This is a genomic window from Frateuria defendens, assembly GCF_001182895.1.
Classification (GTDB): Bacteria; Pseudomonadota; Gammaproteobacteria; order Xanthomonadales; family Rhodanobacteraceae; genus Frateuria_B; species Frateuria_B defendens.
The window spans coordinates 88828-113100 of the sequence record NZ_LFQR01000006.1 but is presented as its reverse complement, the minus strand read 5'-3'; the positions used below and the strand labels follow the sequence as shown (position 1 = coordinate 113100).

General features: G+C 69.5%; 21 protein-coding genes. 7 read left to right on the top strand and 14 right to left on the bottom strand.

Translation table 11 applies throughout. The features are described from left to right. The 6 genes from ACH65_RS02050 to ACH65_RS02025 all read left to right on the top strand — a co-directional run. Positions 1–452 (top strand): 2-oxo acid dehydrogenase subunit E2 (locus ACH65_RS02050; protein ID WP_049620909.1); only part of this gene is annotated, 452 nt, incomplete at its 5' end. A 132-nt stretch (positions 453–584) separates the two neighbouring features. Then, complete coding sequence (gene lpdA, locus ACH65_RS02045; protein WP_049620908.1) at positions 585–2009, top strand: dihydrolipoyl dehydrogenase; 1425 nt, start codon at positions 585–587, stop codon at positions 2007–2009. Between the two features lie 175 nt (positions 2010–2184). After that, on the top strand, positions 2185–2781 hold the full coding sequence (locus ACH65_RS02040) for an LOG family protein (RefSeq protein WP_049620907.1): 597 nt from the start codon (positions 2185–2187) through the stop codon (positions 2779–2781). A 200-nt stretch (positions 2782–2981) separates the two neighbouring features. After that, entirely contained in the window at positions 2982–3980 is a 999-nt protein-coding gene (locus ACH65_RS02035) for a YhdH/YhfP family quinone oxidoreductase (protein ID WP_049620906.1), read from the top strand. Between the two features lie 95 nt (positions 3981–4075). Continuing rightward, positions 4076–4444 (top strand): twitching motility response regulator PilH, encoded by a 369-nt coding sequence (gene pilH / locus ACH65_RS02030; RefSeq protein WP_049620905.1) that lies wholly within the window; start codon positions 4076–4078, stop codon positions 4442–4444. Between the two features lie 70 nt (positions 4445–4514). Then, positions 4515–4733, top strand: coding sequence for a hypothetical protein (locus tag ACH65_RS02025; RefSeq protein WP_049620904.1), 219 nt, complete (start codon positions 4515–4517; stop codon positions 4731–4733). Positions 4734–4890: 157 nt separating this feature from the next. Here the strand turns inward: ACH65_RS02025 and ACH65_RS02020 are convergent, their stop codons facing one another. After that, entirely contained in the window at positions 4891–5784 is an 894-nt protein-coding gene (locus ACH65_RS02020) for a DnaJ C-terminal domain-containing protein (protein WP_049620903.1), read from the bottom strand. 89 nt (positions 5785–5873) lie between these two features. Next, the gene (locus tag ACH65_RS02015) at positions 5874–6326 is read right to left on the bottom strand and encodes an Hsp20/alpha crystallin family protein (RefSeq protein WP_049620902.1); all 453 of its coding nucleotides are present in this window, start codon (positions 6324–6326) and stop codon (positions 5874–5876) included. A 138-nt stretch (positions 6327–6464) separates the two neighbouring features. Here ACH65_RS02015 and ACH65_RS02010 point away from each other — a divergent pair, with 138 nt between their 5' ends. After that, entirely contained in the window at positions 6465–6950 is a 486-nt protein-coding gene (locus tag ACH65_RS02010) for a peroxiredoxin (RefSeq protein WP_049620901.1), read from the top strand. A 186-nt stretch (positions 6951–7136) separates the two neighbouring features. Here the strand turns inward: ACH65_RS02010 and ACH65_RS02005 are convergent, their stop codons facing one another. The 12 genes from ACH65_RS02005 to nusA form a co-directional block, all read right to left on the bottom strand. After that, positions 7137–8993, bottom strand: a complete 1857-nt coding sequence (locus tag ACH65_RS02005; RefSeq protein WP_049620900.1) for a hypothetical protein — start codon at positions 8991–8993, stop codon at positions 7137–7139. Between the two features lie 234 nt (positions 8994–9227). Next, complete coding sequence (gene gyrA / locus ACH65_RS02000) at positions 9228–11840, bottom strand: DNA gyrase subunit A (RefSeq protein ID WP_049620899.1); 2613 nt, start codon at positions 11838–11840, stop codon at positions 9228–9230. A gap of 139 nt (positions 11841–11979) precedes the next feature. Beyond that, positions 11980–12390 carry a GtrA family protein gene (locus ACH65_RS01995; protein ID WP_049620898.1) on the bottom strand — a complete coding sequence of 137 codons (411 nt, stop codon included), beginning with the start codon at positions 12388–12390 and terminating at the stop codon, positions 11980–11982. Beyond that, the gene (gene mtnA, locus ACH65_RS01990; RefSeq protein WP_049620897.1) at positions 12387–13415 is read right to left on the bottom strand and encodes an S-methyl-5-thioribose-1-phosphate isomerase; all 1029 of its coding nucleotides are present in this window, start codon (positions 13413–13415) and stop codon (positions 12387–12389) included. The genes ACH65_RS01995 and mtnA overlap by 4 nt, the downstream gene beginning before the upstream one ends. A 79-nt stretch (positions 13416–13494) precedes the next feature. Continuing rightward, complete coding sequence (gene phaC / locus ACH65_RS01985) at positions 13495–14565, bottom strand: class III poly(R)-hydroxyalkanoic acid synthase subunit PhaC (RefSeq protein WP_049620896.1); 1071 nt, start codon at positions 14563–14565, stop codon at positions 13495–13497. 11 nt (positions 14566–14576) lie between these two features. Further along, positions 14577–15584 (bottom strand): poly(R)-hydroxyalkanoic acid synthase subunit PhaE, encoded by a 1008-nt coding sequence (locus ACH65_RS01980; RefSeq protein WP_049620895.1) that lies wholly within the window; start codon positions 15582–15584, stop codon positions 14577–14579. 115 nt (positions 15585–15699) lie between these two features. Then, a complete protein-coding gene (gene pnp, locus ACH65_RS01975) occupies positions 15700–17805 on the bottom strand; it encodes a polyribonucleotide nucleotidyltransferase (RefSeq protein WP_049620894.1) in 2106 nt (701 codons plus the stop codon). A gap of 19 nt (positions 17806–17824) precedes the next feature. Beyond that, on the bottom strand, positions 17825–18094 hold the full coding sequence (gene rpsO / locus ACH65_RS01970; RefSeq protein ID WP_049620893.1) for a 30S ribosomal protein S15: 270 nt from the start codon (positions 18092–18094) through the stop codon (positions 17825–17827). Between the two features lie 153 nt (positions 18095–18247). After that, positions 18248–19207, bottom strand: a complete 960-nt coding sequence (truB, locus tag ACH65_RS01965) for a tRNA pseudouridine(55) synthase TruB (protein WP_049620892.1) — start codon at positions 19205–19207, stop codon at positions 18248–18250. 16 nt (positions 19208–19223) lie between these two features. Next, the gene (gene rbfA / locus ACH65_RS01960) at positions 19224–19601 is read right to left on the bottom strand and encodes a 30S ribosome-binding factor RbfA (RefSeq protein ID WP_049620891.1); all 378 of its coding nucleotides are present in this window, start codon (positions 19599–19601) and stop codon (positions 19224–19226) included. Positions 19602–19752: 151 nt separating this feature from the next. Next, positions 19753–22533, bottom strand: coding sequence for a translation initiation factor IF-2 (infB, locus tag ACH65_RS01955; RefSeq protein WP_049620890.1), 2781 nt, complete (start codon positions 22531–22533; stop codon positions 19753–19755). Positions 22534–22662: 129 nt separating this feature from the next. Beyond that, complete coding sequence (gene nusA, locus ACH65_RS01950; RefSeq protein WP_049620889.1) at positions 22663–24162, bottom strand: transcription termination factor NusA; 1500 nt, start codon at positions 24160–24162, stop codon at positions 22663–22665. Positions 24163–24273: the final 111 nt, after the last annotated feature.

Here is a 24273-nt window from a genome sequence, read left to right as displayed (position 1 = left end):
TGGACGGCAACGACATCATCTACCACGGCTACCAGGACATCTCGATCGCCGTGTCCACCGACAAGGGCCTGGTGACGCCGGTGCTGCGCAACGCGCAGGACCTCTCCTTCGCCGAGGTCGAGCAGGGCATCGTGAACTACGCCAAGAAGGCGCGCGACGGCAAACTCGGCCTGGACGACCTCCAGGGCGGCACCTTCACCATCACCAACGGCGGCACCTTCGGCTCGCTGCTCTCCACCCCGATCGTCAACCCGCCGCAGAGCGCCATCCTCGGCATGCACACGATCAAGGAGCGCCCGGTGGTGGAGAACGGCCAGATCGTCGCCGCGCCGATGATGTACATCGCGCTCTCCTACGACCACCGCATCATCGACGGCCGCGACGCGGTGCTGTTCCTGGTCGACATCAAGAACCAGCTCGAAAATCCGCAGCGTATGCTGCTAGGTCTTTGAGCGCCCCGCTCAAAGACAAATTAGGTAACAAGGCTCTGGCGGCGAGTCGTGACGTCCATCCCGCGCTCGCCGCTGTCCTGACCGCTTTCCCCTGATTCGCGCCCGGCGCGAATCACGCAGCAAGGAACCACCATGAGCGACAAATTCGACGTCATCGTCATCGGCGCCGGCCCGGCCGGCTACCACGCCGCGATCCGCGCGGCGCAGCTGGGCCTCAAGACCGCCGTGGTCGATGCCTTCGTCGGCAAGGACGGCAAGCAGGCGCTGGGTGGCACCTGCCTCAACGTGGGTTGCATCCCGTCCAAGGCACTGCTCGATTCGTCCAAGCAGTTCTACAACCTGTCACACAACCTGCCCGCGCACGGCATCAGCGTGGAGAACGCCAAGGTCGACCTCAAGGCCTTCATCGGCCGCAAGGACAAGATCGTCAAGCAGTTCACCGGCGGCGTGGCGCAGCTGTTCAAGGCTAACAAGATCACCAGCTTCTTCGGCCAGGGCAAGCTGCTGAAGGGTAACCAGGTGGAGATCACCGGCAACGACGGCGCCAAGCAGGTCATCGGCGCCACCAACGTGATCCTCGCCTCCGGCTCCGTGCCGATCGAGCTGCCGTTCGCCAAGTTCGACGGCGAGCACATCATCGACAACGCCGGCGCGCTCGACATCACCGCGGTGCCCAAGCGCCTGGGCGTGATCGGTGCCGGCGTGATCGGCCTCGAACTCGGCAGCGTGTGGAACCGACTGGGTTCGGACGTGACCGTGATCGAGGCGCTGCCCGACTTCCTCGGCGCCGCCGACGCCGACATCGCCAAGATCGCGCTGAAGGAATTCGGCAAGCAGGGCCTGACCATCAAGCTCGGCGCCAAGCTCTCCAAGGCCGAGGTGAAGGGCGACGAGGTCCACGTGACCTACGCCGACAAGGACGGCGAGCAGACCCTGGTGGTGGACAAGCTGCTGGTGGCCGTGGGCCGCCGCGCCTACACCGAGGGCCTGCTGGGCGAGGACACCGGCGTCAAGCTCGACGAGCGCGGCCGCATCGTGGTGGACGAGCACAACCACACGGGCGTGGACGGCGTGTGGGCGGTGGGCGACGCGGTGCGCGGCCCGATGCTCGCGCACAAGGGCTTCGAGGAAGGCATGGCGGTGGCCGAGTGGATCGCCGGCAAGGCGGGCCACGTCGACCTCGACACCATGCCGTGGGTGATCTACACGGAGCCGGAGATCGCCTGGGCCGGCAGGACCGAGAAGCAGCTCAAGGAGGAAGGCGTGCCCTACAAGGTCGGCACCTTCCCCTTCGCCGCCATCGGCCGCGCCGTGGCGATGAACGAGGCGGTGGGCCAGGTGAAGATGATCGCCCACGCCGAGACCGACCGCATCCTCGGCGTGCACATGGTCGGTCCGGGCGTGTCCGAGCTGATCGCCGAGTGCGTGGTGGCGATGGAGTTCAAGGGCTCCTCCGAGGACCTCGCCCGCATCGTCCACGCCCACCCGACGCTGTCCGAGGCCGTGCACGAGGCCGCCCTGGCGGTGGACAAGCGCGCGATCCACAAGGGCAACTGAGGAAAGACCCTCGTCTCGTGCGACCCACGAACGGTCGGCGATACGAGCTTCGCGGCCCGCTCGTGGCAACATGGGCGGGCCGTTCGCTTTCCGGCAAGCGCCCGCACGACCTCGTCGCCATGCCGGCTTCCGCCGGCATGGCGGACCTCCCCTTCTCACGCACCACTTACCCACCATGCCCCAGCCCACTGCCCTCTGCGTCTACTGCGGCTCCAACGCCGGCATCCATCCCGACTACGCCGCCCAGGCCCGCGCCTTCGGCGCCGAGATCGCGCGCCGCGGCATCACCCTGGTCTACGGCGGCGGCAAGGTCGGCCTGATGGGCACGGTGGCCAACGCGGTGCTGGCCGCGGGCGGGCGCGTGGTGGGCGTGATCCCGCGCCACCTGATGGAGAAAGAGGTCGGCCACACCGGCCTCACCGAACTGGTGGTGGTCGACACCATGCACCAGCGCAAGACGCGCATGTTCGAGCTCTCCGACGCCTTCGTCGCCCTGCCCGGCGGCTTCGGCACGCTGGACGAGATGTTCGAGATGCTGACCTGGGCCCAGCTCGGCCTGCACGCCTACCCCTGTGCCTTCCTCAACCTGCGCGGCTATTTCGACGGGCTGCGCCAGACCATGGACCACATGGTGGCGGAAGGCTTCGTGCGCGCCGCGCAGCGCGAGAGCGTGTGGTTCGGCGACGACCAGCAGGCGATGTTCGACTGGATGGAGCACTACCAGGCCGGCTATACGCCCAAGTGGATCGACGCCGACACCGTCAAGGCGTGAATGCGCGCCAGCCCGGCCGGCCCAACGCCCCCACGAGCCACGTAGGAGCGCGCCTTGCGCGCGACCGCAGCGTGACGCCGCTGCGTAGGCCAGTCGCGCGCAAGGCGCGCTCCTACACGTGACGGCTCTTTTGCACGTTCCGGCACGGCGCCATGCAGCCGGAGCGGTACGCTAGGCCCCTTCCTTTGCAGGTACCCGGCATGACCGACTTCCGCGCCTTCCGCATCCGCCACGACGACGCCGGCCACCGCGCCGGCATCGAGACCATGGACACCTCCGGCCTGTCGCCCGGCGAAGTGCTGGTGAAGGCGGCCTGGTCCTCGGTCAACTACAAGGACGCGCTGGCCGGCACCGGCAAGGGCAAGATCCTCCGCCAGTACCCGCTCAACGGCGGCATCGACGTGGCCGGCCACGTGGCCGCCTCCGCCGACCCCGCCTTCCGCGAGGGCGACGCCGTGCTGTGCACCGGCTGCGGCCTGTCCGAAACGCGCGACGGCGGCTACGGCGAATACGTGCGCCTGGAGTCGCGCTGGACCATCCCGCTGCCCCGGGGCTTGAGCTTGCGCGAGAGCATGGCGCTCGGCACCGCCGGCTTCACCGCCGCGCTGGCCCTGCTGCGCCTGCAGGACAACCGCCAGGCGCCCTCGCTCGGCCCCGTCGCCGTCACCGGCGCCAGCGGCGGCGTGGGCATGCTGGCCATCGACATCTTCAGCCGCGCCGGCTACGCCGTGCACGCGATCAGCGGCAAGGCCGAGCACTTCGACTTCCTGCGCGGGCTCGGCGCCGCCGAGTGCATCGACCGCCACGCGCTCGCCTTCAGCGGCAAGCCGATGGATTCGGTGCGCTTCGGCGGCGCGCTGGACAACGTCGGCGGCGCCACGCTCGCCGGCCTGCTGCCGCTGATCGCGCCCTACGGCAACCTCGCCCTGTGCGGCAACGCCGGCGGCATCGCCTACGAGGGCACGGTGATGCCCTTCATCATCCGCGGCGTGAGCCTGCTCGGCATCGCCTCCGCCGGCACCGCCCGCGACCTGCGCGCGCGCGTCTGGCAGCGGCTCGCCGGCGACTGGAAGCCGCGCCACCTGGACCGCATCGCCACCCGCGAGGCCACGCTGGAGGAACTGCCGCAGGTGTTCGACCAGATGCTCGCCGGCGGCTCCTTCGGCCGCACCCTCGTACGCCACCGCGACGCGGCGTAAGAGCCTGTTGATGATCTCCCCATGGGCCGCGCTTGGAAGCCCCTCCCCGGCGACATAGAATCGCGGCTGAATACCTTCAAGGAACCACCTCTGTCATGGCACGCATCCTGATCGTCGACGATTCACCGTCCCAGCTCCTGGGTCTCAAGCGCATCGTCGAGAAGCTCGGGCATGAGGCGCTGACCGCCGAAGACGGCGCGGCCGGTGTCGAGGCGGCCAAACGCGAGCGCCCCGACCTGATCCTCATGGACGTGGTAATGCCGAACCTCAACGGCTTCCAGGCCACCCGCACGATCAGCAAGGACCCGGACACCGCGCACATCCCGGTGGTGCTGGTGACCACCAAGGACCAGGAGACCGACAAGGTCTGGGGCATGCGCCAGGGCGCCAAGGCCTACGTGACCAAGCCGGTGAAGGAAGACGAGCTGGTCCGCACGCTGCAGGAATTCCTGCCGGGCCAGTGAGCCCGCCGGCGGAAGGCGCTGGCACGCGCCATGCTCGCCTGCAGGAACCACTCCTGCGCGAGGCCCCGCCATGTCTTCCGTTCCCAACCGCGACCCGCGGTTCCACGCCAAGCGCATCGGCGGCCAGCTCGACGCCCTCGTGACCCATCTGCGCGAGGACATCGGGCAAGTGGACGAGCCCAAGGCCCAGGCCTTGTTCGAGACGGCGGCCGAAGTGCTCATCGGCCTGCGCCAGGCGTTCCGGCACTACCAGCAGGGCAGCGAGGCCGCGATGCGGCCGCCGCGCTGAGCGGCGCGGGGCACCACGTCGCCTGCAAACTTTGCCGGAACGCGAAAATGCTTCGCGCGCCCCGCGACCAAAAAGACCGCGCCGTCATGGCCGGCAGCCCCCGCCGGCAGCAACGGCAACGACGGCGCAGCGGCCGCCGGTCAGGTCGATACCGCGGTCAATGCCGCGGGTCGTAGTCCGCGAAACTGGCATGCAGCGCCTCGTAGGCGGCGCGCTGCTTGTCGTCCGCCGCGGCGGGCGTGCGGATGGACAGTTCCACCAGCTGGTCGCCCGGCTGCGGCCCGGGCATGCCGCGCCCCTTCAGGCGCAGCTTGCGGCCCGACTGCGAGCCGGCCGGTACGCGCAGGTCGACCGTGCCGGCCAGGGTCGGCACCGGCACAGTCGCGCCCAGGGCCGCCTCCCACGGCGCGACCGGCAGCACGTGCAGCACGTTGCGGCCGTCCAGCCTGAAACGCGCATCGTCGCGGATACCCACTTCGAGCAGCAGGTCGCCGCTCGGCCCGCCGGCGGCGCCCGCCTGGCCCTGGCCGGCCAGGCGGATCACCTGCCCCGGCTGGATGCCGGCCGGGATCTTCACTTCCAGCACCCGCTCGTGGCCGCTGCCGTCGACCAGGCTCAGGCGCGTGCGGCCGCCGTCGTAGGCCGTCTGCAGGTCGATCTGCACCTGCGCCTGCACGTCGCGCCCGCGGCGCGCGCGCGGCTGGCCGCGCGGGCCGGCGGCGCGGCCGCCGAACAGGCTCTCGAAGAAGTCGCTGAAGTCGCCGCCGGCGCCCTCGCCGAAATCGAAGCCCTGGCCGAAGCCCGGCGGCGGGCGGAACTGCTCGCCGCCGCGGTAGCCGCCGGCGCGCAGCTCGTCGTAGGCGGCGCGCTTCTCCTTGTCGCGCAGCACTTCGTTGGCCTCGTTCACGGCCTTGAAATGCTCCTCCGCACCCGGCTCCTTGTTCTTGTCCGGGTGGTACTTGCGCGCCAGCTTGCGGTAGGCCGCCTTGATCTCGGCTTCGCTGGCGTCGGGCTTCACGCCCAGGATGTCGTAATAGTCTTTGAACTCCACTGCCGCTCCCTACGTGCTCGCCTCATACGGACGGCCCGCGGCGGATCATCGTCCGCCGCGGGCCGTCCCCGCAACACCGCAGGCCGCGGTCAGTTGACCGCGTTGATGGTGATGCGGCGAGGCGTGGTCTGCGCCTTCTTCGGAATGGCGATCTCCAGCACGCCGTGCCGGCCGGTGGCGGTGATGCCCTCGGCGTCGGCGCTGTCCGGCAGCGCGAAGCGGCGGTGGAAGCTGCCGTGCGCGCGCTCCAGGCGCGTGTAGCGGCCGCTCTGCTCGCCGCTCTCCACCGTGCGCTCGCCCTTGATGGTGAGAATGCCCTTCTCCATGCTCACTTCGATGTTGGCCGGGTCCACGCCGGGGATGTCGGCGAAGATCACGAAGCGCTGGTCCTCCTCCTTGATGTCCACGCGCGGTGCCCACTGGCTGGTGACCACGTTGGAACTGTCGCTCTCCTCCTGCTGGAAGAAGCGGTCGAACACGTGGCGCACTTCCTGCGGCAGCGCGCCGGCGGCATTCCACATCAGGTTGCGGTTGGCACTCATGGCTGGTTTCCTCGATGGGTTTGCGGCTCGCTGCCGCTTGATGAACTAAGTAGGTGCGGGCGGCCGCAGTTCAAGCCGGCGGCGCGTGCCGGCTCGCTGTGGCATGCTCGCCGTTGCCCTCGCTTAAGGATCGCCGCCGTGACCATCCAGATCGGACGAGTACTGCCCGACGCCGAGCTGGCGGTCATCGACGGCGCCGTCCCGGACGTGCGGCGCCAGCGCACCGTCGAGCTGTTCGGCGGCCGCAAGGTGGTGCTGTTCGCGGTACCCGGCGCGTTCACGCCGACCTGCTCGGAGCGCCATCTGCCCGGCTACGTGGCGAAGTTCAACGCCTTCCGCGCCCGCGGCCTCGACGTGTTCTGCCTCGCGGTGAATGACGCCTACGTGATGAAAGCCTGGGCCGCCGCGCAGCACGTGCCGCCCGGCCTGCTCATGCTCGCCGACGGCGACGCCGCCTTCACCCGCGCGCTGGGCCTGGCGTTCGAGGGCAGCATGGGCGTGCGGTCGCGCCGCGCCGCGCTCTATGCCGAGGACGGCGTGCTGCGCCAGCTGCACGTGGAGGCGCCGGGCGAATTCCGCGTATCGAGCGCCGAGGCCATGCTGGAGGCGGTCGGCGCCGCCTAGGCTTGGCCCCTCGCGTCCGCCGCCCTATGCCTAGTCCGGGCTTCTTGGCTTCTTCCCTGGCAACTTCGCTAGCAAGCTCGACCAGCCCACCCGGCCATAGCGGGGAACGGCAAGCCCGCTCCCGAAACGAAACGGGCGCGATGGCCATGCGCCATCGCGCCCGTCGTCACGCACGCCGCCCAACGCTCAAGGACGAATGCTCGAGATGCGGGTCGCCCAATTGCCCAGCGCCGCGCGCGTGCCCCCGCACTGGAACAGCGGAGGACTGAGGTATTCGGCCAGCGTGCACGTCTGGGCGATATACTCCGAGGCGGTCCAGATCGTGTTGCCGTCGGCCGCCGCCGCGCCGTAGTCGCCCCAGCGCGGCCGGTCGCCGCCCAGATACGGTATGCCGGTAAAGCCGTCCCAGGGGCCCGCGCCCGCGGCGGCGATATGCACGCTGCCGGCGCCGAGCTTCGCGTCCAGCCCCGCGTAGCCCGCGCTCGGATGGTCGTTGGGGCCCACTACGGTGAATGCGATGACGCCGCGCCCGCTCTGCGTGACGGCCGCCGCGCCGTAGGTCAGGTTGGCATCAGGCAAAGCCAGCGTGCCGTTGGCGAAAACGCCGCGGACCAGCGGGTCGATCACGAAATAGTTGATGCCCGAGCCGTGGCTGCCGTCGGCCAGCACCACATCGGTATCCAGCGTGCCCCAGAGCTTGCCGTTGGCGTAGCTCACCTGCTGCATGCGCGAGTCGTTCACGGCCATCGGACGCGGCGTCGGATAGACGATGGTGGGGTAGCCGAGATAGGTCGGCGCGCAGCCGGGCGTGGCGAAACAGTCGCGCAGCGGCGCGCTGCCCGGCTTCTGCTGGGCCAGGCTGGTCGGCACGGCATATTCGCGCACCGTCAGCGGCGAGACCTTGAGCTTCAGCGACAGCGGCGCCGTGTCGATGGCCCGCGTGTTCGATACCGCCCACAGCCACAGCGTGTTCGAGCGGCCCGAGTCATAGAACACGGCATCCGAGCTCAGCAGGAACTCGGTTCCGCCCTGCACGCCGGCATACTGCCCGCCGGAGGAAATGGCCGGCCACACCGTGAACGCCGGTGCCGGCACGCTCGGATCGCCGCCGTTGAACAGCACCACGTTCGGCGATGCCGCGCCCGCGGCCAGCGCCCGCTTGGAGATGGCGTAGATCTGCGCGCCGTAGAAGCCCGGGCCGAACAGCGAGAACTCGTTGGTGGTGATGAAGAACGCATTGGCGTCGGCGCCGATGTGCGGGTAGTCGCCCAGGCAGAAGCCATCCTCGCAGCCGTGATCCGGCGTGCCCTGCGTGCCGTTGTTCTGCACCGGCAGGTGGTAGATGTTCCACGCGCCCGTGGGGTCGGCGGTCTGGCTGACCGCGATGTCCAGGTGGTTGGGGCCGGCGAGGGCCGAGGTGGTGCCCACCCGGTCCAGCGTCAACACGACCTGGAACCAGCGCCGGGTGCCCGCGTCGTAGTAGCAGGACGGGTCGGTGATGAAAGGCCCGTACGCGCCGGTGCTGCGATTGATCGCGGCCGGGTAGCCGTAGAACGTGTTGAGGTCCACGGGCCCGACGAGCTTGTGGCCGGCCGTGTCGTAGATCGCCAGGACGTCGTTGACGCTCTCCATGACGAACCCGTTGCCGACGCACAGGCCCTGGTCGGGCGGCTCCACCGAGAACTGGTTGCCGTTGTTGGCGTAGCGCTGGTCGTGGAAATTGAGCCCGTCGAAACCGCCGAGCAGTTCGGGGTTCGCCTTGGCGCGCCCGGCGTTGCCCATGACGTTGCTGCCGAAGCGGCCATGGGCGACAGTGCGGTTCACCAGGGGCGGGGGCCCCAGTTCGCCGCCTTCGCCGGAATCGGAGTCCCCGGCCGTCGTCGCGGGGTCCAGCTCGAGGCTGGTCAGCGGCGCGCCCCCGAGGGGCGTGGTCTTCGGCACGGTGGTGCCGCCTTTCTGCAGCGTGAGCGTCGTTTGGGGCGTCGCCGTGGCGCACATGGCGAACGCCGCGGTTGCCGCCGCGATGAGCCATCGAGTCCTCATAACCGGTCTCCCGTTCGTTTGCTAGGTGGCCGCGTCCCCCTGTCAGGCGCTGTGATCGGCCACGCCGACGAGCGTCTCCGCAAGTACGCATACAGGCATATGCGCGCAGGCACGATAGTCCCGTGCGGAGACGTTCTCCATCGGTCAAAGGACAGGTGCCCGCCCCGCCGCCTAGTCCAAAAGAAAAGCCCGGCTTGCGCCGGGCTCTTCTCGTCCTTGCCGATGAAGGCGGACTCAGCCTTCGTCAGGCGCCTGCGCCGGCGCGCCGTCGCCCGGCGGCTGGTCGTCGAGGCCCGCGGCCTCGGCTTCCTCGCCGTTCTCCTCCTCTGCATCCAGCCGCACCACGCTGACCAGCGACTCGCTGGCCGGCAACTTGATCAGGGTCACGCCCTGGGTGTTGCGGCTGGTCTGCGAGACCCCCGCCACGCGGGTGCGCACCAGGGTGCCCTGGTCGGAGATCAGCATCAGCTCGTGCGCCTCGGTGACCTGCACCGCGGCGACCAGCCTGCCGTTGCGCTCGGAGCACTGGATGCCGATCACGCCCTGCGTGCCGCGGCCCTTCTTGGGGAACTCCTCCAGCCTGGTGCGCTTGCCGTAGCCACGCTCGGTGGCGGTGAGGATATCGCCCTCGCCCGCGGCCACGATCAGCGACACCACCTCGGCCTCGTCCGCCAGCTTCATGCCGCGCACGCCGGTGGCGGTGCGGCCCATCGAGCGCACCTCGCTCTCGTCGAAGCGCACCGCCTTGCCGTTGGAGGCGAACAGCTGCACGTCGCTGTTGCCGTCGGTGAGCGCCACGCCGATCAGCGCATCGCCCTCGTCGAGGTTGATCGCGATCTTGCCCTTCTGCAGCTGGAAGGCGAACTCGGTCAACGGCGTCTTCTTCACCGTGCCCTGGCGGGTGGCGAAGAACACGAAGCGGTCCTCGCTGTACTCGCGCACCGGCAGCACCGCCTGCACCTTCTCGCCCTCGCCCAGCGGCAGCAGGTTCACCATCGGCTTGCCGCGCGCGTTGGGGCCGGCCTCCGGCATCTGGTAGACCTTGAGCCAGTACACGCGGCCGGTGCTGGTGAAGGTGAGCAGGGTGTCGTGGGTGTTCACCACCCACAGCTGCTCGACGAAATCCTCGTCCTTCAGCGCGGAGGCCGAACGGCCCCTGCCGCCGCGCTTCTGCGCGCGGTAGGTGCTGGCCGGCTGGCGCTTCACGTAGCCGGTGTGCGAGAGCGTCACCACCACGTCCTCGGGCGCGATCAGGTCGAGCACGTCCAGATCGGTGAGCGAATGCTGGATCTCGGTGCGGCGCGCGTCGCCGTACTCGGCGCGGATCGCCTCCAGCTCCTCGCGGATCACCGCCAGCAGCTTGTCGGGGTCTTCCAGGATCGCGATCAGGCCGCGGATGGTTTCGAGGATCTGGCGGTATTCGTCGGAGAGCTTCTCCTGCTCCAGCCCGGTGAGGCGGTGCAGGCGCATGGCCAGGATTTCCTGCGCCTGCACGTCGGAGAGCTGGTAGCCGTCGGCCTTGAGGCCGTCGCGCGGGTCCATCTCCTCCGGCCGTGAGGCTTCGGCGCCGGCGGCGGAGAGCAGCGCGCTCACCATGCCCGGCTGCCACTTGCGGGCCAGCATGCGCTCGCGCGCCTCGGCCGGCGAGGCCGAGCTGCGGATCAGCTCGATCATCTCGTCGATGTTCGCCAGCGCGACGGTGAGGCCCTCGAGGATATGCGCGCGGGCGCGCGCCTTGCGCAACTCGAAGATGGTGCGGCGGGTCACCACCTCGCGGCGGTGGCGGATGAAGGCCTCGAGGATATCCTTGAGGTTCAGGAGCCGCGGCTGGCCGTCCAGCAGCGCCACCATGTTGATGCCGAAGGTGACCTGCAGCTGGGTCTGCTGGAACAGGTTGTTGAGCACCACGTCCGCCATCGCGTCGCGGCGGATCTCGATCACCACGCGCATGCCGTCCTTGTCGGACTCGTCGCGCAGCTCGCTGATGCCCTCGACCTTCTTCTCCTTCACCAGCTCGGCGATCTTCTCGATCAGCCGCGCCTTGTTCACCTGGTACGGCAGCTCGGTGACGATGATGGTCTCGCGGCCGTTCGACTCGGTCTCGATCTCGGCCTTGGCGCGCACCAGGATGCGTCCGCGGCCGGTGCGGTAGGCCTCGACGATGCCGGAGGAGCCGTTGATGATGCCGGCGGTGGGGAAATCCGGGCCCGGCACGTAGGCCATCAGCCCGTCGATGTCGAGCGAGGGCTCGTCGATCAGCGCGATGGTGGCGTTCACCACCTCGGTGAGATTGTGCGGCGGCACGTTGGTGGCCATGCCCACCGCGATGCCGGCCGAGCCGTTGATGAGCAGGTTCGGCACGCGGGTCGGCAGGACCAGCGGCTCCTGCTCGCTCTCGTCGTAGTTGGGGCCGAAGTCGACGGTGTCCTTGTCGATGTCGGCCAAGAGCTCATGGGTGAGGCGCGACATGCGCACCTCGGTGTAGCGCATGGCCGCGGCGTTGTCGCCGTCCACCGAACCGAAGTTGCCCTGGCCGTCCACCAGCATGTAGCGCAGCGAGAACGGCTGCGCCATGCGCACGATGGCGTCGTAGACCGAGGCGTCGCCGTGCGGGTGGTATTTACCGATCACGTCGCCGACCACGCGGGCCGACTTCTTGTACGCCTTGTTCCAGGCGTTGCCCAGCTCGTTCATCGCGAACAGTACGCGGCGATGCACCGGCTTGAGACCGTCGCGCACATCGGGAAGCGCACGGCCCACGATCACGCTCATGGCGTAATCGAGATAGCTCTGGCGCATCTCGTCTTCGATGTTGACGCGGATGACTTCTTTGGCGAGTTCTGCCATCAATCGGCTTCCCTGATAACGAAGAAAAGCCAGCGCGACGTGCCTTGGGCGCACGCCGTATCGCTGGCCTGACGCAACCTTCGAAGCATAGCACAAGCCGCCTCGAAAGTCGCGTTATTTGCCTAGTTGAATCAATGAGTTAAGCGGATGATTTGGCGCGCTTGAAAAGCATCAGCCGGGCGCCGAGGAAATTCACCCCGGCGGCCGCCACCGAGCCGGCCGCCACCGCCGCCGCGGGCCAGCGATGCAAGGCCGGAGAGAGCAGCAGGCAGGCGGCGTAGACGGCGTAGTTGACCGCCGCGCCGCCGCTCATCAGCGCCATCCAATGCAGCCACTCGGCGGCCAGCGAGCGGCCGCTGCGGCGATGCCGGAAAGTGCGCCGGCGATTCCACCACCACGTCGCGGTGGCGGCGGCGAGGAACGACACCACGCGCGCGGCGTAGGCGTTCCAATGCAGGCCGCTGACCAGCGCCTGCACGATGCCGGCGTCGATCACCAGGCCGATCAGGCCGCCGACGGCGAACAGCGCGATTTCCTCGCGCAGCTTCACGCCCCGAACAGCGCCTGCATCGAGCGGGCGTCCGGCCGCTCGATCACCCCGCGCTCGGTGACGATGGCGTCGATCAGCTCCGCCGGCGTCACGTCGAACACCGGATTCCAGGCCTCGGCGCCCTCCACCACCACGCGGCGGCCGGCCACAGCGAACAGTTCGCTCGGATCGCGCAGTTCGATCTCGATGTCTTCGCCCGAAGCGGTGGCCATGTCCACCGTGGAAGACGGCGCCGCGACCATGAACTTCACGCCGTGGTGGCGCGCGGCGATGGCGAGCTGGTAGGTGCCGATCTTGTTGGCCGTATCGCCGTTGGCGGCGATGCGGTCGGCGCCCACGATCACCCACTGCACCGCGCCGGACTTCATCAGGTGCGAGGCGGCCGAGTCGGCGATCAGCCGGGCCGGGATGCCGTCGCGCACCAGTTCGTACATGGTCAGCCGCGCGCCCTGCTGCCACGGCCGCGTCTCGCCGGCGTACACCTGCGCGATGCGCCCGGCGGCGACGCCGGCGCGGATCACGCCCAGCGCGGTGCCGTAGCCGGCGGTGGCGAGCGAGCCGGTGTTGCAATGGGTCATCACGCCCGAGCCCGGCGCGATCAGCGCGGCGCCCAGCTCGCCCATGTGGCGGTTGGCGGCGAGGTCCTCGTCCTGGATCGCCTGCGCCTCGCGTTCCAGCGCCGCGGCGTCCGCACCCGCGGCGATGCGCGCCTTCATGCGGTCCAGCGCCCACATCAGGTTCACCGCGGTGGGACGCGCCGCGCGCAGGGTGGCGAGCACCGGCTCCAGCGCCGCGCCCTGCTGCGCCGCCATCACCACGCCCCAGGCGGCGGCGATGCCGATCGCCGGCGCGCCGCGCACGGCGAGATCCTTGATGGCCTGGGTCACGGCGGCGGCGTCGCGGCAGTCGATCCAGCGCTCCTCGGCCGGGAGCAGGCGCTGGTCGAGCAGGCGCAGGTGGTCGCCCTGCCATTGCACGGCACGGATGGTGTCGTGGGTATCGTGCGGAGAAGTGATGGCGTTCATCGCGCCATTCTAGAAGAGCGGGGAACGCGGGGCGAGCGGCGGCGACGCGGCAACCGGCCACACGGCGATCCGCAAAGGCTCACTGCTCCCGCTGGCGCAGCCAGCGATGGATCGCCGGCGGCACCTCGCGCTGCGCGCGGCTCGACACGTAGATGCCGATGTGCCCGCCCTTGAAGGCCAGCTCGCTGTAGTCGGCGCTGGAGGTGTGCTGCGCCAGCGCGCGCGAGGCCGCGGGCGGCACCAGGTGGTCCTGCTCGGCGTAGATGTTGAGGATCGGCTGGCTGATCGCTTCCAGCCGCACCGGCCGCCCGTCGATGTCGAGGCTGCCCGCGACCAGCCTGTTGCCCTGGTAGAACGCCTGGATGAACTCGCGGAACGCCTCGCCGGCGAGGTCCGGCGAATCGAAGATCCAGCGCTCCATGCGCAGGAAGTTCTCCAGCTCCGCGGGATGGTCGAGGATGTCCAGCAGGCCCACGTATTTCTGCTGGGTGAGCCGCAGCGGCTTGAGCGTGAGGTACACCCAGTTCATCAGCGCCGCCGGGATGTTGCCCAGCGTGTCGACCAGGAGGTCCACGTCGATGTTGCGCGCCCAGTGCGCCAGCATGTTGCCCGGCGTGTGGAAGTCCACCGGCGTGACCATGGTGACGAGGTTCTTTACCTTGGCCGGCTGGAGCGCCGCGTAGCACAGCGAGAAGGTGCCGCCCTGGCAGATACCGAGCAGGTTGATCGCCCCGCAGCCGCTGCGCGCGCGCACCGCGTCCACGCAGCGGTCGAGATAGCCGTCCAGATAGTCGCCGAGGGTGAGCCAGCGGTCGGCGCCGTCGGGGTAGCCCCAGTCGATCAGGTAGACGTCCTCGCCCTGTTCCAGCAGGTTGCGCAGCAGCGAGCGGCCCGGCTGCAGGTCGGTCATCCACACCGTGTTGACCAGCGCGTAGACGATCAGCGTCGGCGTCTTCGCCGTCGGCGCGTAGTCGCCGCGCATGTGCCAGAGCGTGAGCTTGTCTTCGCGGTAGACCGCCTCGCGCGGCGTGTCCGCATAGCCGGGTTCGGGCATGCCGCGCAGCCGGGTCAGGCCGTCGGCGAACTTGCGCTGGAAGGCGGCGATCTCCTGCAGCGCGAGCAGCGGGTCGATATGCAGTGGCGAGCCCATCATGGCTGCCGTTATGTGCGTTGACGTACGGCACCGGCCGCGGCGCCCTTGCCGCGACGCGCCGCCGGCCCCTTGGCGGCCTTGCCCTTGGCCGGCGCCGCCTTGTTCTTGGGCTCTGCCGCCTTGCTCTGGGTCCCTGCCGGCGCAGCGCTCTTGCGCGCCGCCTTTGGTGCGGCCGCCGATGCCGGCGGCTTGGCGGCCGGCTGCCGCCTGAGTTCGGCCACCTCGCGGCGCAGCGCCTGCAGGCGCTGCCCGAGGCTGTCGACCTCCTCGCGCGTGGGGATGCCCAGTTCGCGGCACACCTCGCTGGTCTGCTGGCGCTGCAGCTGGCGCACGCGCATCTGCGCGTTGGCCATGGCGCCGTAGATCGCCTTGAACTCGTCCGACAGCGCCACCTCGGCGTACACCTCTTCGGTGGCGTCGACCCAGCGGTCGTAGAGCCCCTTGAGCGACTCCACCGGCTTTCCGGCATCGCCCGCCAGCCGCTGCTGCAGGCGCTCGATCGCCTGCACGTTCACGCGCTGGAGCAGGTCGCGGTAGCGCGCGGAGGTCTCGGCGTATTCGAGCATGGCCGCGGTGAGCGCCTGGTGCTGCAGCTGCTGCTCGCGGGTCAGGCCCAGCGGCGGCATCGGCGGCGGCGCGCCGGGGCCGGCCTGCACCGCCTGCAGCCAGCTCTGCCACATCTGCGCGAAACCCTGCGCGCCGTGCTGGTCCAGGCCCGCGAAGGCCTGGCCGAAGAGCGGGTTGTCGCCACCGAAGAGTTGCTGCAGCTGCTGCGTCCAGTCCTGGCCGCCGCTCGGCGCGGCCACGCTGGCGGCGGCGCCCTGCATCCAGTCGAGATAGCTTTTCAGCGCCGCCTGGCTGCGCGCGGCGACGTCGTCGGCCACCGACGCCCTGGCGCCCGCGGCCGGGTCCGGCGCGCCGGCCGGCGGCGGCTGCCACTGGCGCATCCAGGCCTCCCACGTCTGCTGGGCGAACGCCCGGTAGTCGGGCGCGGAATCGTTCGCCTGCTCGGCCATGCCTGCCTCCATGTTGCGGATGCTTTTCATCCTAGCAAATGCGCGGCGCCCGAAACGCGCGGGGCCCGGCATCGCTGCCGGGCCCCGCGCTCCGAAGCACGCTTCGAAGAGGCGATCAGACGTTCGCCGCCTCGTCCTCGGCCACGGCCTTGATGGACAGGCGGATGCGGCCCTGCTTGTCCACTTCCAGCACCTTCACCTTGACGATGTCGCCTTCCTTGAGCTTGTCGGAGACCTTCTCGACGCGCTCGTTGGAGATCTGCGAGACGTGGACGAGGCCGTCCTTGCCCGGCAGGATCGTCACGAAGGCGCCGAAGTCCATCAGCTTGGCGACCTTGCCCTCGTAGATGCGGCCCGGCTCGACGTCGGAGACGATCTGCTCGATGCGCTTCTTCGCCTCGTCGGCGGCGAGGCGGTTCACCGAGGCGATGATCACGGTGCCGTCGTCGCTGATGTCGATGGTGGTGCCGGTCTCCTCGGTGATCGAGCGGATGGTGGCGCCGCCCTTGCCGATGACCTCGCGGATCTTGTCCGGATGGATCTTGATGGTGAGCAGGCGCGGGGCGTACTCGCTCATCTCCGAACGCGGCGCGCTCAGGCCCTTGGCCATCTCGCCCAGGATGTGCAGGCGGCCGCGCTTGGCCTGCGCCAGCGCCACCTTCATGATCTCCTCGGTGATGCCGTCGATCTTGATGTCCATCTGCAGCGCGGACACACCCTCGGCGGTGCCGGCCACCTTGAAGTCCATGTCGCCGAGGTGGTCCTCGTCGCCCAGGATGTCCGACAGCACGACGAAGTCGCCGCCTTCCTTCACCAGGCCCATGGCGATGCCGGCCACCGGCGCCTTCAGCGGCACGCCGGCGTCCATCAGGGCCAGCGAGGAACCGCACACCGATGCCATCGAGGAGGAGCCGTTGGACTCGGTGATCTCCGAGACCACGCGCAGCACGTACGGGAATTCCTCGATCGAGGGCTTCACCGCCTGCACGCCGCGCTTGGCGAGGCGGCCATGGCCGATCTCACGGCGCTTGGGCGCGCCGAAGCGGCCGGCCTCGCCCACCGAGAAGGGCGGGAAGTTGTAGTGGAACAGGAACGGATCCTTCGACTCGCCTTCCGGCGCGTCGATGATCTGCGAGTCGCGCGTGGTGCCGAGGGTGGCCACCACCAGCGCCTGCGTCTCGCCGCGGGTGAACAGCGCCGAGCCGTGGGTGCGGGGCAGCACGCCCACGCGCACGGTGATCGGACGCACGTCGTCCAGCTGGCGGCCGTCGATGCGCACCTTGGTGGTGAGCACGCTGTCGCGCAGGGTGCGGTATTCGAGCTCGGCGAATTCCTTCGCGAGGTCGCCCGCGTTCCAGCCCTGCGCCTCGGCCTGCGGCTTCAGCGATTCGAGCACGTCGGCCTTGATCGCGGCGATGGCGTCGCGACGCTGCAGTTTGTCGCGCACCTGGAAGGCCTCGGCCAACTTGCCGCCGACGGCTTCCTTGAGCGCGGCGACCAGCGCCTCGTTGCGAGCCGGCGGCTGCCAGTCCCAGGACGGCTTGGCCGCCTCGGTGGCGAGCTCGGCGATGGCGCGGATCGCGGCCTGCATCTGCTGGTGGCCGAACACCACCGCGCCCAGCATCACTTCCTCGCTGAGCAGCTTGGCCTCGGACTCCACCATCAGCACGGCGTTGGCGGTGCCGGCGACGACCAGGTCGAGGTCGGAGGCCTTCAGTTCCGTGGCGGTCGGGTTCAGCAGGTACTGGCCGTTGGCGTAGCCGACGCGGGCGGCGCCGATCGGGCCCTTGAACGGGATGCCGGCCAGGGTCAGCGCGGCGGAGGCGCCGAGCATCGCCGGGATGTCGCCGTCCACTTCCGGGTTCAGCGAGATCACCTGGGCGATGACCTGCACCTCGTTCTTGAACTCTTCCGGGAACAGCGGGCGCACCGGACGGTCGATCAGGCGCGAGGTCAGCGTCTCCTTCTCGGTCGGACGGCCTTCGCGCTTGAAGAAGCCGCCCGGGATGCGGCCGGCGGAGTAGAACTTCTCGACGTAGTCGACGGTGAGCGGGAAGAAGTCCTGCCCTTCCTTCGCCTTGGCGGCGGCCACGACCGTCACCAGGACGACGGTGCCGCCCATGTTGACCACAACGGCGCCGGACGCCTGGCGGGCGATTTCGCCCGTCTCCAGCGTGACTTCGTGATTACCGTACTGGAACGACTTGGTTACTTTCGCCACGGATGGTGTCCTCGTCCGATTAACGACGCAGGCCGAGGCGCTCGATCAGGCCCTGATAGCGGGCCAGATCGCGATCCTTCAGGTAGCCCAGCAGGCGCTTGCGCTGGTTGACCAGCTTGAGCAGGCCGCGGCGGGAGTGGTGGTCCTGCTTGTGGGTCTTGAAGTGCTCGGTGAGGTGGTCGATGCGGGCGGACAGCAGGGCCACCTGCACTTCCGGCGAACCGGTGTCGTTCGGCACGCGGCCGTAGTCAGCAATGATCTTGCCGGTCTGTTCTGCGGTAAGAGACATGGGTATCACTTCCTTAAAAAAAGCGGATGCGGAACTTGCGCAACCCCACCTCCGATGAGGTTGCGCAAGCTCCGCCAGGTTAATGAAAGTACTGGAACAAGCGGGGTATTCTACCGAGCCGGGAGGCCCGGCAACAAGCCCGCAACACGGGCGTCACGGCGCGCCGGGCCCGGGCGGCAGGTTGAAGCCGCGCAGGATGCGCAGGCGACCGTCCTCGCCGCGCTCGATCAGCGCCATCAGAGTGCCCTCCTGATCGAAGGCGGCCTGCGGCCCGGCCGCCGTGCCGAACGCGGCCGGCCAGGGGATCTGCTGGCCCTGCAGCACCGCCAGGCTCTGCGCCTCGTCCAGCTGGACCCTGGGCAGATGGGCCACGCCGGCCGCCAGCGGCAGCACCAGCGCGTCCAGTGCCGCATCGCCCTGCCCGGCCGCCTGCTCGATCTGCGCCAGCGTCAGCATCGCCGGCTCGTGGAACGGCTCCACCCACAGGCGGCGCAGGGAGGCCAGGTGCGCGCCGCAGCCGAGCGCCTCGCCCAGGTCCACCGCCAGGCTGCGCACATAGGTGCCCGAACCGCACTCGACCAGCAGCCGCAGGGTGTCGCCCTCGCGCGCCAGCAGTTCGAGCCGGAACACCTCCACCTCGCGCGGCGGCGCCTGTACGGCCTCGCCGCGCCGAGCCTTCAGGTACAGCCGCTCGCCGTCCTGCTTGAGCGCCGAGTGCGCCGGCGGGATCTGCACGATGCGCCCGCGCAGCCGGGCCAGCGCGGCCTCGATCGCGGCCGCGTCCAGCGGCGGCACCGGCCGCGTCGCCACCACCTCGCCCTCGAGGTCGGCCGTGCTGGTGGTCACGCCGAGCCGGCACTCGGCCAGGTAGGCCTTGCGCGAACCCAGCAGGTTGCCGGCGAGCTTGGTCGCCTCGCCGAAGCACAGCGGCAGCAGGCCGGTGGCCAGCGGGTCCAGCGCCCCGGTGTGGCCGCCCTTCCTGGCGCGCAGCAGCAGGCGCACCGCCTGCAGGGCCTGGCTGGAACTCAGGCCCAGCGGCTTGTCGAGCAGCACGATGCCGTGCACGTCGCGCCAGCGGATCCGCTCGCGCGATGACTTCTTGCGGGATGCCATGCGTGAACGGAGAGGCTCAGGCGCCGTCGTCGTCGGCCGGGGCCGGGGCCGGCGGGTTCTCGCGCAGCAGGGTGTCGATGCGCTCGCCCTTGTCGACCGAGTCGTCGTACTTGAAGCGCAGGTCCGGCACCCGGCGGATGCGCATGCTGCGCGACAGCGCGCGGCGGAATTCGCCGCTCATCTCGTTCAGCGCCTTCACCGCCGCCACGGACTGGTCCGGCAGCAGCGCGGTCACCCACACCGTGGCCCAGTCGAGGTCGCGGGTCACCTCCACGTCCGACACGCTGACCGACGGCAGGCCATGGTCGCGCACGGCAGCATGGACCAGAAGGCCCAGCTCGCGGCGCAGCTCGGCGCCGACGCGGTCGGTACGTTTGAAATCGCGTGAGGGCATGGGGTGGGAGCCGGGAGTCGGGAATAGAGAATGGGGAATAGTAAAAGCTAAAGCGTTGGGCGCGGCGGGAAGCGGGAGGAACCGGGAGCAGTCTTCAGCTATTCCCGATTCCCTGCTCCCGATTCCCGCGCACGCTGTACGCCGCAAGGCGTTACAGCGTGCGCGCCACCTCGATGCGCTCGAAGCACTCGATCTGGTCGCCGACCTTCACATCGTTGTACTGCTTCACGGCGATGCCGCACTCCATGCCGTTGCGCACTTCGTCCACCAGCTCCTTGAAGCGGCGCAGCGATTCCAGTTCGCCCTGGAAGATCACCGTGTTGTCGCGCAGCACGCGGATCGGCTTGTTCCGCTTGACCGTGCCCTCGACCACCATGCAGCCGGCCACCGCGCCGAACTTGGAGCTGCGGAACACCTCGCGCACCTGGGCGGTGCCGATGATCTCCTCGCGTACCTCCACGCCCAGCAGGCCGGACGCCGCCTGCTTCACCTGGTCGATCACGTCGTAGATGATCGAGAAGTAGCGCACGTCCAGGCCGCTGGTCTCGATCACCTTGCGGGCCGAGGCGTCGGCGCGCACGTTGAAGCCGATCAGCAGCGCCTTGGAGGCCGCCGCCAGGGTGGCGTCGGACTCGGTGATGCCGCCGACGCCGGCCGCGATCACGTTGACCTTCACGTTCTCGTTGCCGATCGCGCCGAGCGACTCACGCAGCGCCTCCACCGAACCCTGCACGTCGGCCTTGACCAGGATGTTGAGCGTCTGCTGCTCCGCGCCCTGGCCCATCTGGGCCATGATGTCCTCCAGGCGATTGGCCTTGGAGACCAGGCGCGTCTCGCGGCGCTTCTGCTGGCGTTCGGCGGCCACCTGCTTGGCCAGCTTCTCGTCGGCCACGGCGACGAAGTCGTCGCCCGCCTCCGGCACGCCGGAGAGGCCGAGCACCTGCACCGGGATCGACGGGCCGGCTTCCTGCACGGTCTTGCCGGTCTCGTCGATCAGCGCGCGCATGCGGCCGTACTCAATGCCGCACACCACGAAGTCGCCGCGCTTCAACGTACCCTGCTGCACCAGCACGGTGGCGACCGGGCCGCGGCCCTTGTCCAGGCTGGACTCGATCACCACACCGGAGGCCGGGCCGTCTTCCACCGCGGTCAGCTCCATCACCTCGGCCTGCACGGAGATCGCGTCGAGCAGCTCGTCGATGCCTGAGCCGGTCTTGGCCGACACCGGCACGAACATGGTGTCGCCGCCCCATTCCTCGGGCACCACCTCGAGGTTGGAAAGGCCCTGCTTGACGTTGTCCGGATTGGCGTCGGACTTGTCCATCTTGTTGACCGCGACGATCAGCGGCACCTTGGCCGCGCGCGCGTGCTGCACGGCCTCCTGGGTCTGCGGCATCACGCCGTCGTCGGCCGCCACCACCAGCACCACGATGTCGGTGGACTGGGCGCCGCGCGCGCGCATCGAGGTGAACGCGGCGTGGCCGGGGGTGTCGAGGAAGGTGATCACGCCCTTGGGCGTTTCCACATGGTAGGCACCGATATGCTGGGTGATGCCGCCGGCTTCGCCCGAGGCGACCTTGGTGCGGCGGATGTAGTCCAGCAGCGAGGTCTTGCCGTGGTCGACGTGGCCCATGATGGTGACCACCGGCGGACGCGCGACCTTCTCGCCTTCCAGCTCGGCGCTCTGCGTCTGCGCGGCCAGCGCGGCCTCGGCGTTGTCCTGGTTGGCGTCGACCGGCCTGTGGCCGAGCTCCTCCACCACCAGCACCGCGGTGTCGTGGTCGATGGTCTGGTTGATGGTCGCCATGACGCCCATCTTGAACAGCGCCTTGACCACCTCCGAACCCTTGACCGCCATCTTCTGCGCCAGGTCGGCGACGCCGTTGCTGTCGCCCACCACCACCTCGCGCACCACCGGTGCGGTCGGGCGCGAGAAGCCGTGCGGGCCGCCGGAGGACGCGCCGCCGCGCACCGCTTCGCGCGCGCCGCCGCGGCCGGGCTTGCCGCGCTTGCCGGAACGGCGCGCGCGCTCGGCGTCGGACAGGTGCAGCTCGCCGGCGGCGAAGCGCTTGCCGCCCGGCACGTCGTCGCGCTCGCGACCGTGGCGTGCCGTCTTGGCACGCGCGTCGGCCGCCGCCGCGGCCGGCGCGGGAGCCGGCGCCGGTGCCGGCGCGGGGGCCGGCGTCACCACTACCTTCTTCTCGCGCTTGCGCGGCTCGTGGATGCGCGGAAGGATCATGCCCAGCGAACTGGGGTCGATGCGCTGCACGACCGGCTGCTCGGCGGACGCCGCCTCCCCGGCCGGCGCGGGCTGCGCCACCGTTTCCGGCTGCTCCACGGCAGGCTCGGCCTCTTCGGGCTCCGCTTCCTGCGCCTCGGACTCGGCGCGCGCGGCGGCCTCGGCCGCCAGGCGCTGCCGCTCGGCCTCGGCCTGGCGCTGGCGCTCTTCCTCGGCGCGGCGCTTGACCTCTTCCTCGCGGCGCTGCTCGGCCTCGAGCCGCTCGTGTTCTTCATGCTCGCGCTGCTGCTGCGACTCCTGCAGCAGGCGGCGCGCCTCTTCGCGCTCGGTATCCGCACCCGCCTCTTCGGCGATCACGCTGCGCTTGACGTAGGTGCGCTTGGCGCGCACTTCCACGTTGACCGTCTTGGCGCTGCTGGCCGCGCCGCGCCCGCCGGGCGTTGCGACCTTGAGCTCGCTGATCTTGCGCCGCTTGAGCGTGATCTGGCGCGGCGAGCTCTCCTCGACCTCGGCCGCGAGCTCGCCCTTGCCGTGCGCACGGCGCAGGAAGCCGAGCAGTTTCACCTTTTCGGTGCTGCTGATGACCTGGTCAGGGTCGGAGAATTTCATGCCCGCTTCGGCAAGCTGGGTCAGCAGCTTGTCCACCGACATGCCCAGTACCTGGGCGAGTTGTTTGATCGTGACGTCCGACATCGTGTTCTTTCTCCGCCGTTCCCGCGCTCATCGTCCGTACGGCACTCGCCGCACGGCCAAACCGTCCCTGGCGGGAAGCCGCATGCGGCTTCCCTCGGAGCGCCCATCCGAAGGCGCTTCCGTCCGCGGTTAGCCGCCCTTCTCCAGTCGCTCGATCATCGGGGCGCGCGCGGCCATGATCAGCGCCGCCGCGCGAGCCTCGTCCATGCCTTCGATATCAATCAGGTCGTCGACCGCGAGGTCGGCCAGGTCGTCCAGGGTATGCACGCCCCGCTCGGCCAGCGCGGCCGCCACGGCGTCATCCATGCCCTCCAGGTTGAGCAGCTCGTCGGAGAGATCGGTTTCGCTCTCCTCCACCGCCAGCGCCTCGGTGAGCAGCGCGTCGCGGGCGCGGGCGCGCAGCTCCTCGACGATGTCCTCGTCGAAGCCCTCGACCGCCAGCAGCTCGGCGCTCGGCACGTAGGCGATTTCCTCGATGCTGGAGAAGCCCTCCTGCACCAGGATGTTGGCGATCTCCTGATCCACCTCGAGCTTGTCCATGAACAGCTGGCAGGCGGCCTGCTGTTCGGCCTCGCTCTTGGCGGCGACCTGGTCCTGGGTCATCACGTTGAGCTGCCAGCCGGTGAGCTTGCTGGCCAGGCGCACGTTCTGGCCGCCGCGGCCGATGGCCTGGGACAGCTTGTCCTCGGCCACCGCGATGTCCATCGAGTGCTTGTCCTCGTCCATGATGATCGACTGCACCTCGGCCGGCGCCATCGCGTTGATCACGTACTGCGCCTGGTTCTCGTGCCACAGGATGATGTCCACGCGCTCGCCGTTGAGCTCGTTGGACACCGCCTGCACGCGCGAGCCGCGCATGCCGATGCAGGCGCCGATGGGGTCGGTGCGTGTGTCATGCGCCACCACCGCGATCTTGGCGCGGTCGCCCGGGTCGCGCGCGCAGCCCTTGATCTCGACCAGGCCCTGGCCGACTTCCGGCACCTCGAGCTTGAACAGTTCGATCATGAACTCCGGCGCCGCGCGCGAGACGAACAGCTGCGGGCCGCGCACTTCCGAGCGCACGTCGAACAGGTAGCCGCGCACGCGGTCGCCCACGCGCACCGACTCGCGCGGAATGGTCTTGTCGCGCGGGATGAAGGCCTCGGCGTTGCTGCCCAGGTCGAGGTACACGTTGCCGCGCTCCACGCGCTTGACGATGCCGGTGACCAGCTCGCCGATGCGATCCCTGAAGGCATCGACCACCTGCTGGCGCTCGGCCTCGCGCACGCGCTGCACGATCACCTGCTTGGCGGCCTGCGCCGCGATGCGGCCGAACTCGGCGTTCTCGATCTGCTGCTCGATGTACTCGCCGACCTGCGCACCCTCGCGCTCGTCCACGGCGTCCATCAGGCGCACCTGGTGGAACGGGGATTCCATCTCGCCGTCGTCGGCGATCACTTCCCAGCGGCGGAAGGTCTCGTAGTCGCCGCTGTTGCGGTCGATCGACACGCGGATGTCCGGATCCTCGTCCGGATAGCGCTTCTTGGCGGCCGAGGCCAGCGCGGCCTCCATCGCCTCGAAGATCACCTCGCGCGGCACGCCCTTCTCGTTGGCAACCGCATCGACCACCAGCAAAAGTTCTTTGCTCATTGCAGCAACTCCGTGGACGCCGCCCGGCGCCCGCTGTTTAACTTTCTGCGCCCGTCCACGGCGCGAGGATCACGACGCGGCCAGCCATGGCCGCACTAGCTTGTTTCTTGC

Excerpts from the sequence above, each read along its gene's own strand:
- lpdA (WP_049620908.1), top strand. The coding sequence starts at position 585 with ATGAGCGACAAATTCGACGTCATCGTCATCGGCGCCGGCCCGGCCGGC.
- ACH65_RS02040 (WP_049620907.1), top strand. The coding sequence starts at position 2,185 with ATGCCCCAGCCCACTGCCCTCTGCGTCTACTGCGGCTCCAACGCCGGC.
- ACH65_RS02035 (WP_049620906.1), top strand. The coding sequence starts at position 2,982 with ATGACCGACTTCCGCGCCTTCCGCATCCGCCACGACGACGCCGGCCAC.
- pilH (WP_049620905.1), top strand. The coding sequence starts at position 4,076 with ATGGCACGCATCCTGATCGTCGACGATTCACCGTCCCAGCTCCTGGGT.
- ACH65_RS02025 (WP_049620904.1), top strand. The coding sequence starts at position 4,515 with ATGTCTTCCGTTCCCAACCGCGACCCGCGGTTCCACGCCAAGCGCATC.
- ACH65_RS02015 (WP_049620902.1), bottom strand. The coding sequence starts at position 6,326 with ATGAGTGCCAACCGCAACCTGATGTGGAATGCCGCCGGCGCGCTGCCG.
- ACH65_RS02005 (WP_049620900.1), bottom strand. The coding sequence starts at position 8,993 with ATGAGGACTCGATGGCTCATCGCGGCGGCAACCGCGGCGTTCGCCATG.
- gyrA (WP_049620899.1), bottom strand. The coding sequence starts at position 11,840 with ATGGCAGAACTCGCCAAAGAAGTCATCCGCGTCAACATCGAAGACGAG.
- mtnA (WP_049620897.1), bottom strand. The coding sequence starts at position 13,415 with ATGAACGCCATCACTTCTCCGCACGATACCCACGACACCATCCGTGCC.
- phaC (WP_049620896.1), bottom strand. The coding sequence starts at position 14,565 with ATGGGCTCGCCACTGCATATCGACCCGCTGCTCGCGCTGCAGGAGATC.
- ACH65_RS01980 (WP_049620895.1), bottom strand. The coding sequence starts at position 15,584 with ATGGCCGAGCAGGCGAACGATTCCGCGCCCGACTACCGGGCGTTCGCC.
- rpsO (WP_049620893.1), bottom strand. The coding sequence starts at position 18,094 with ATGTCTCTTACCGCAGAACAGACCGGCAAGATCATTGCTGACTACGGC.
- truB (WP_049620892.1), bottom strand. The coding sequence starts at position 19,207 with ATGGCATCCCGCAAGAAGTCATCGCGCGAGCGGATCCGCTGGCGCGAC.
- rbfA (WP_049620891.1), bottom strand. The coding sequence starts at position 19,601 with ATGCCCTCACGCGATTTCAAACGTACCGACCGCGTCGGCGCCGAGCTG.
- infB (WP_049620890.1), bottom strand. The coding sequence starts at position 22,533 with ATGTCGGACGTCACGATCAAACAACTCGCCCAGGTACTGGGCATGTCG.
- nusA (WP_049620889.1), bottom strand. The coding sequence starts at position 24,162 with ATGAGCAAAGAACTTTTGCTGGTGGTCGATGCGGTTGCCAACGAGAAG.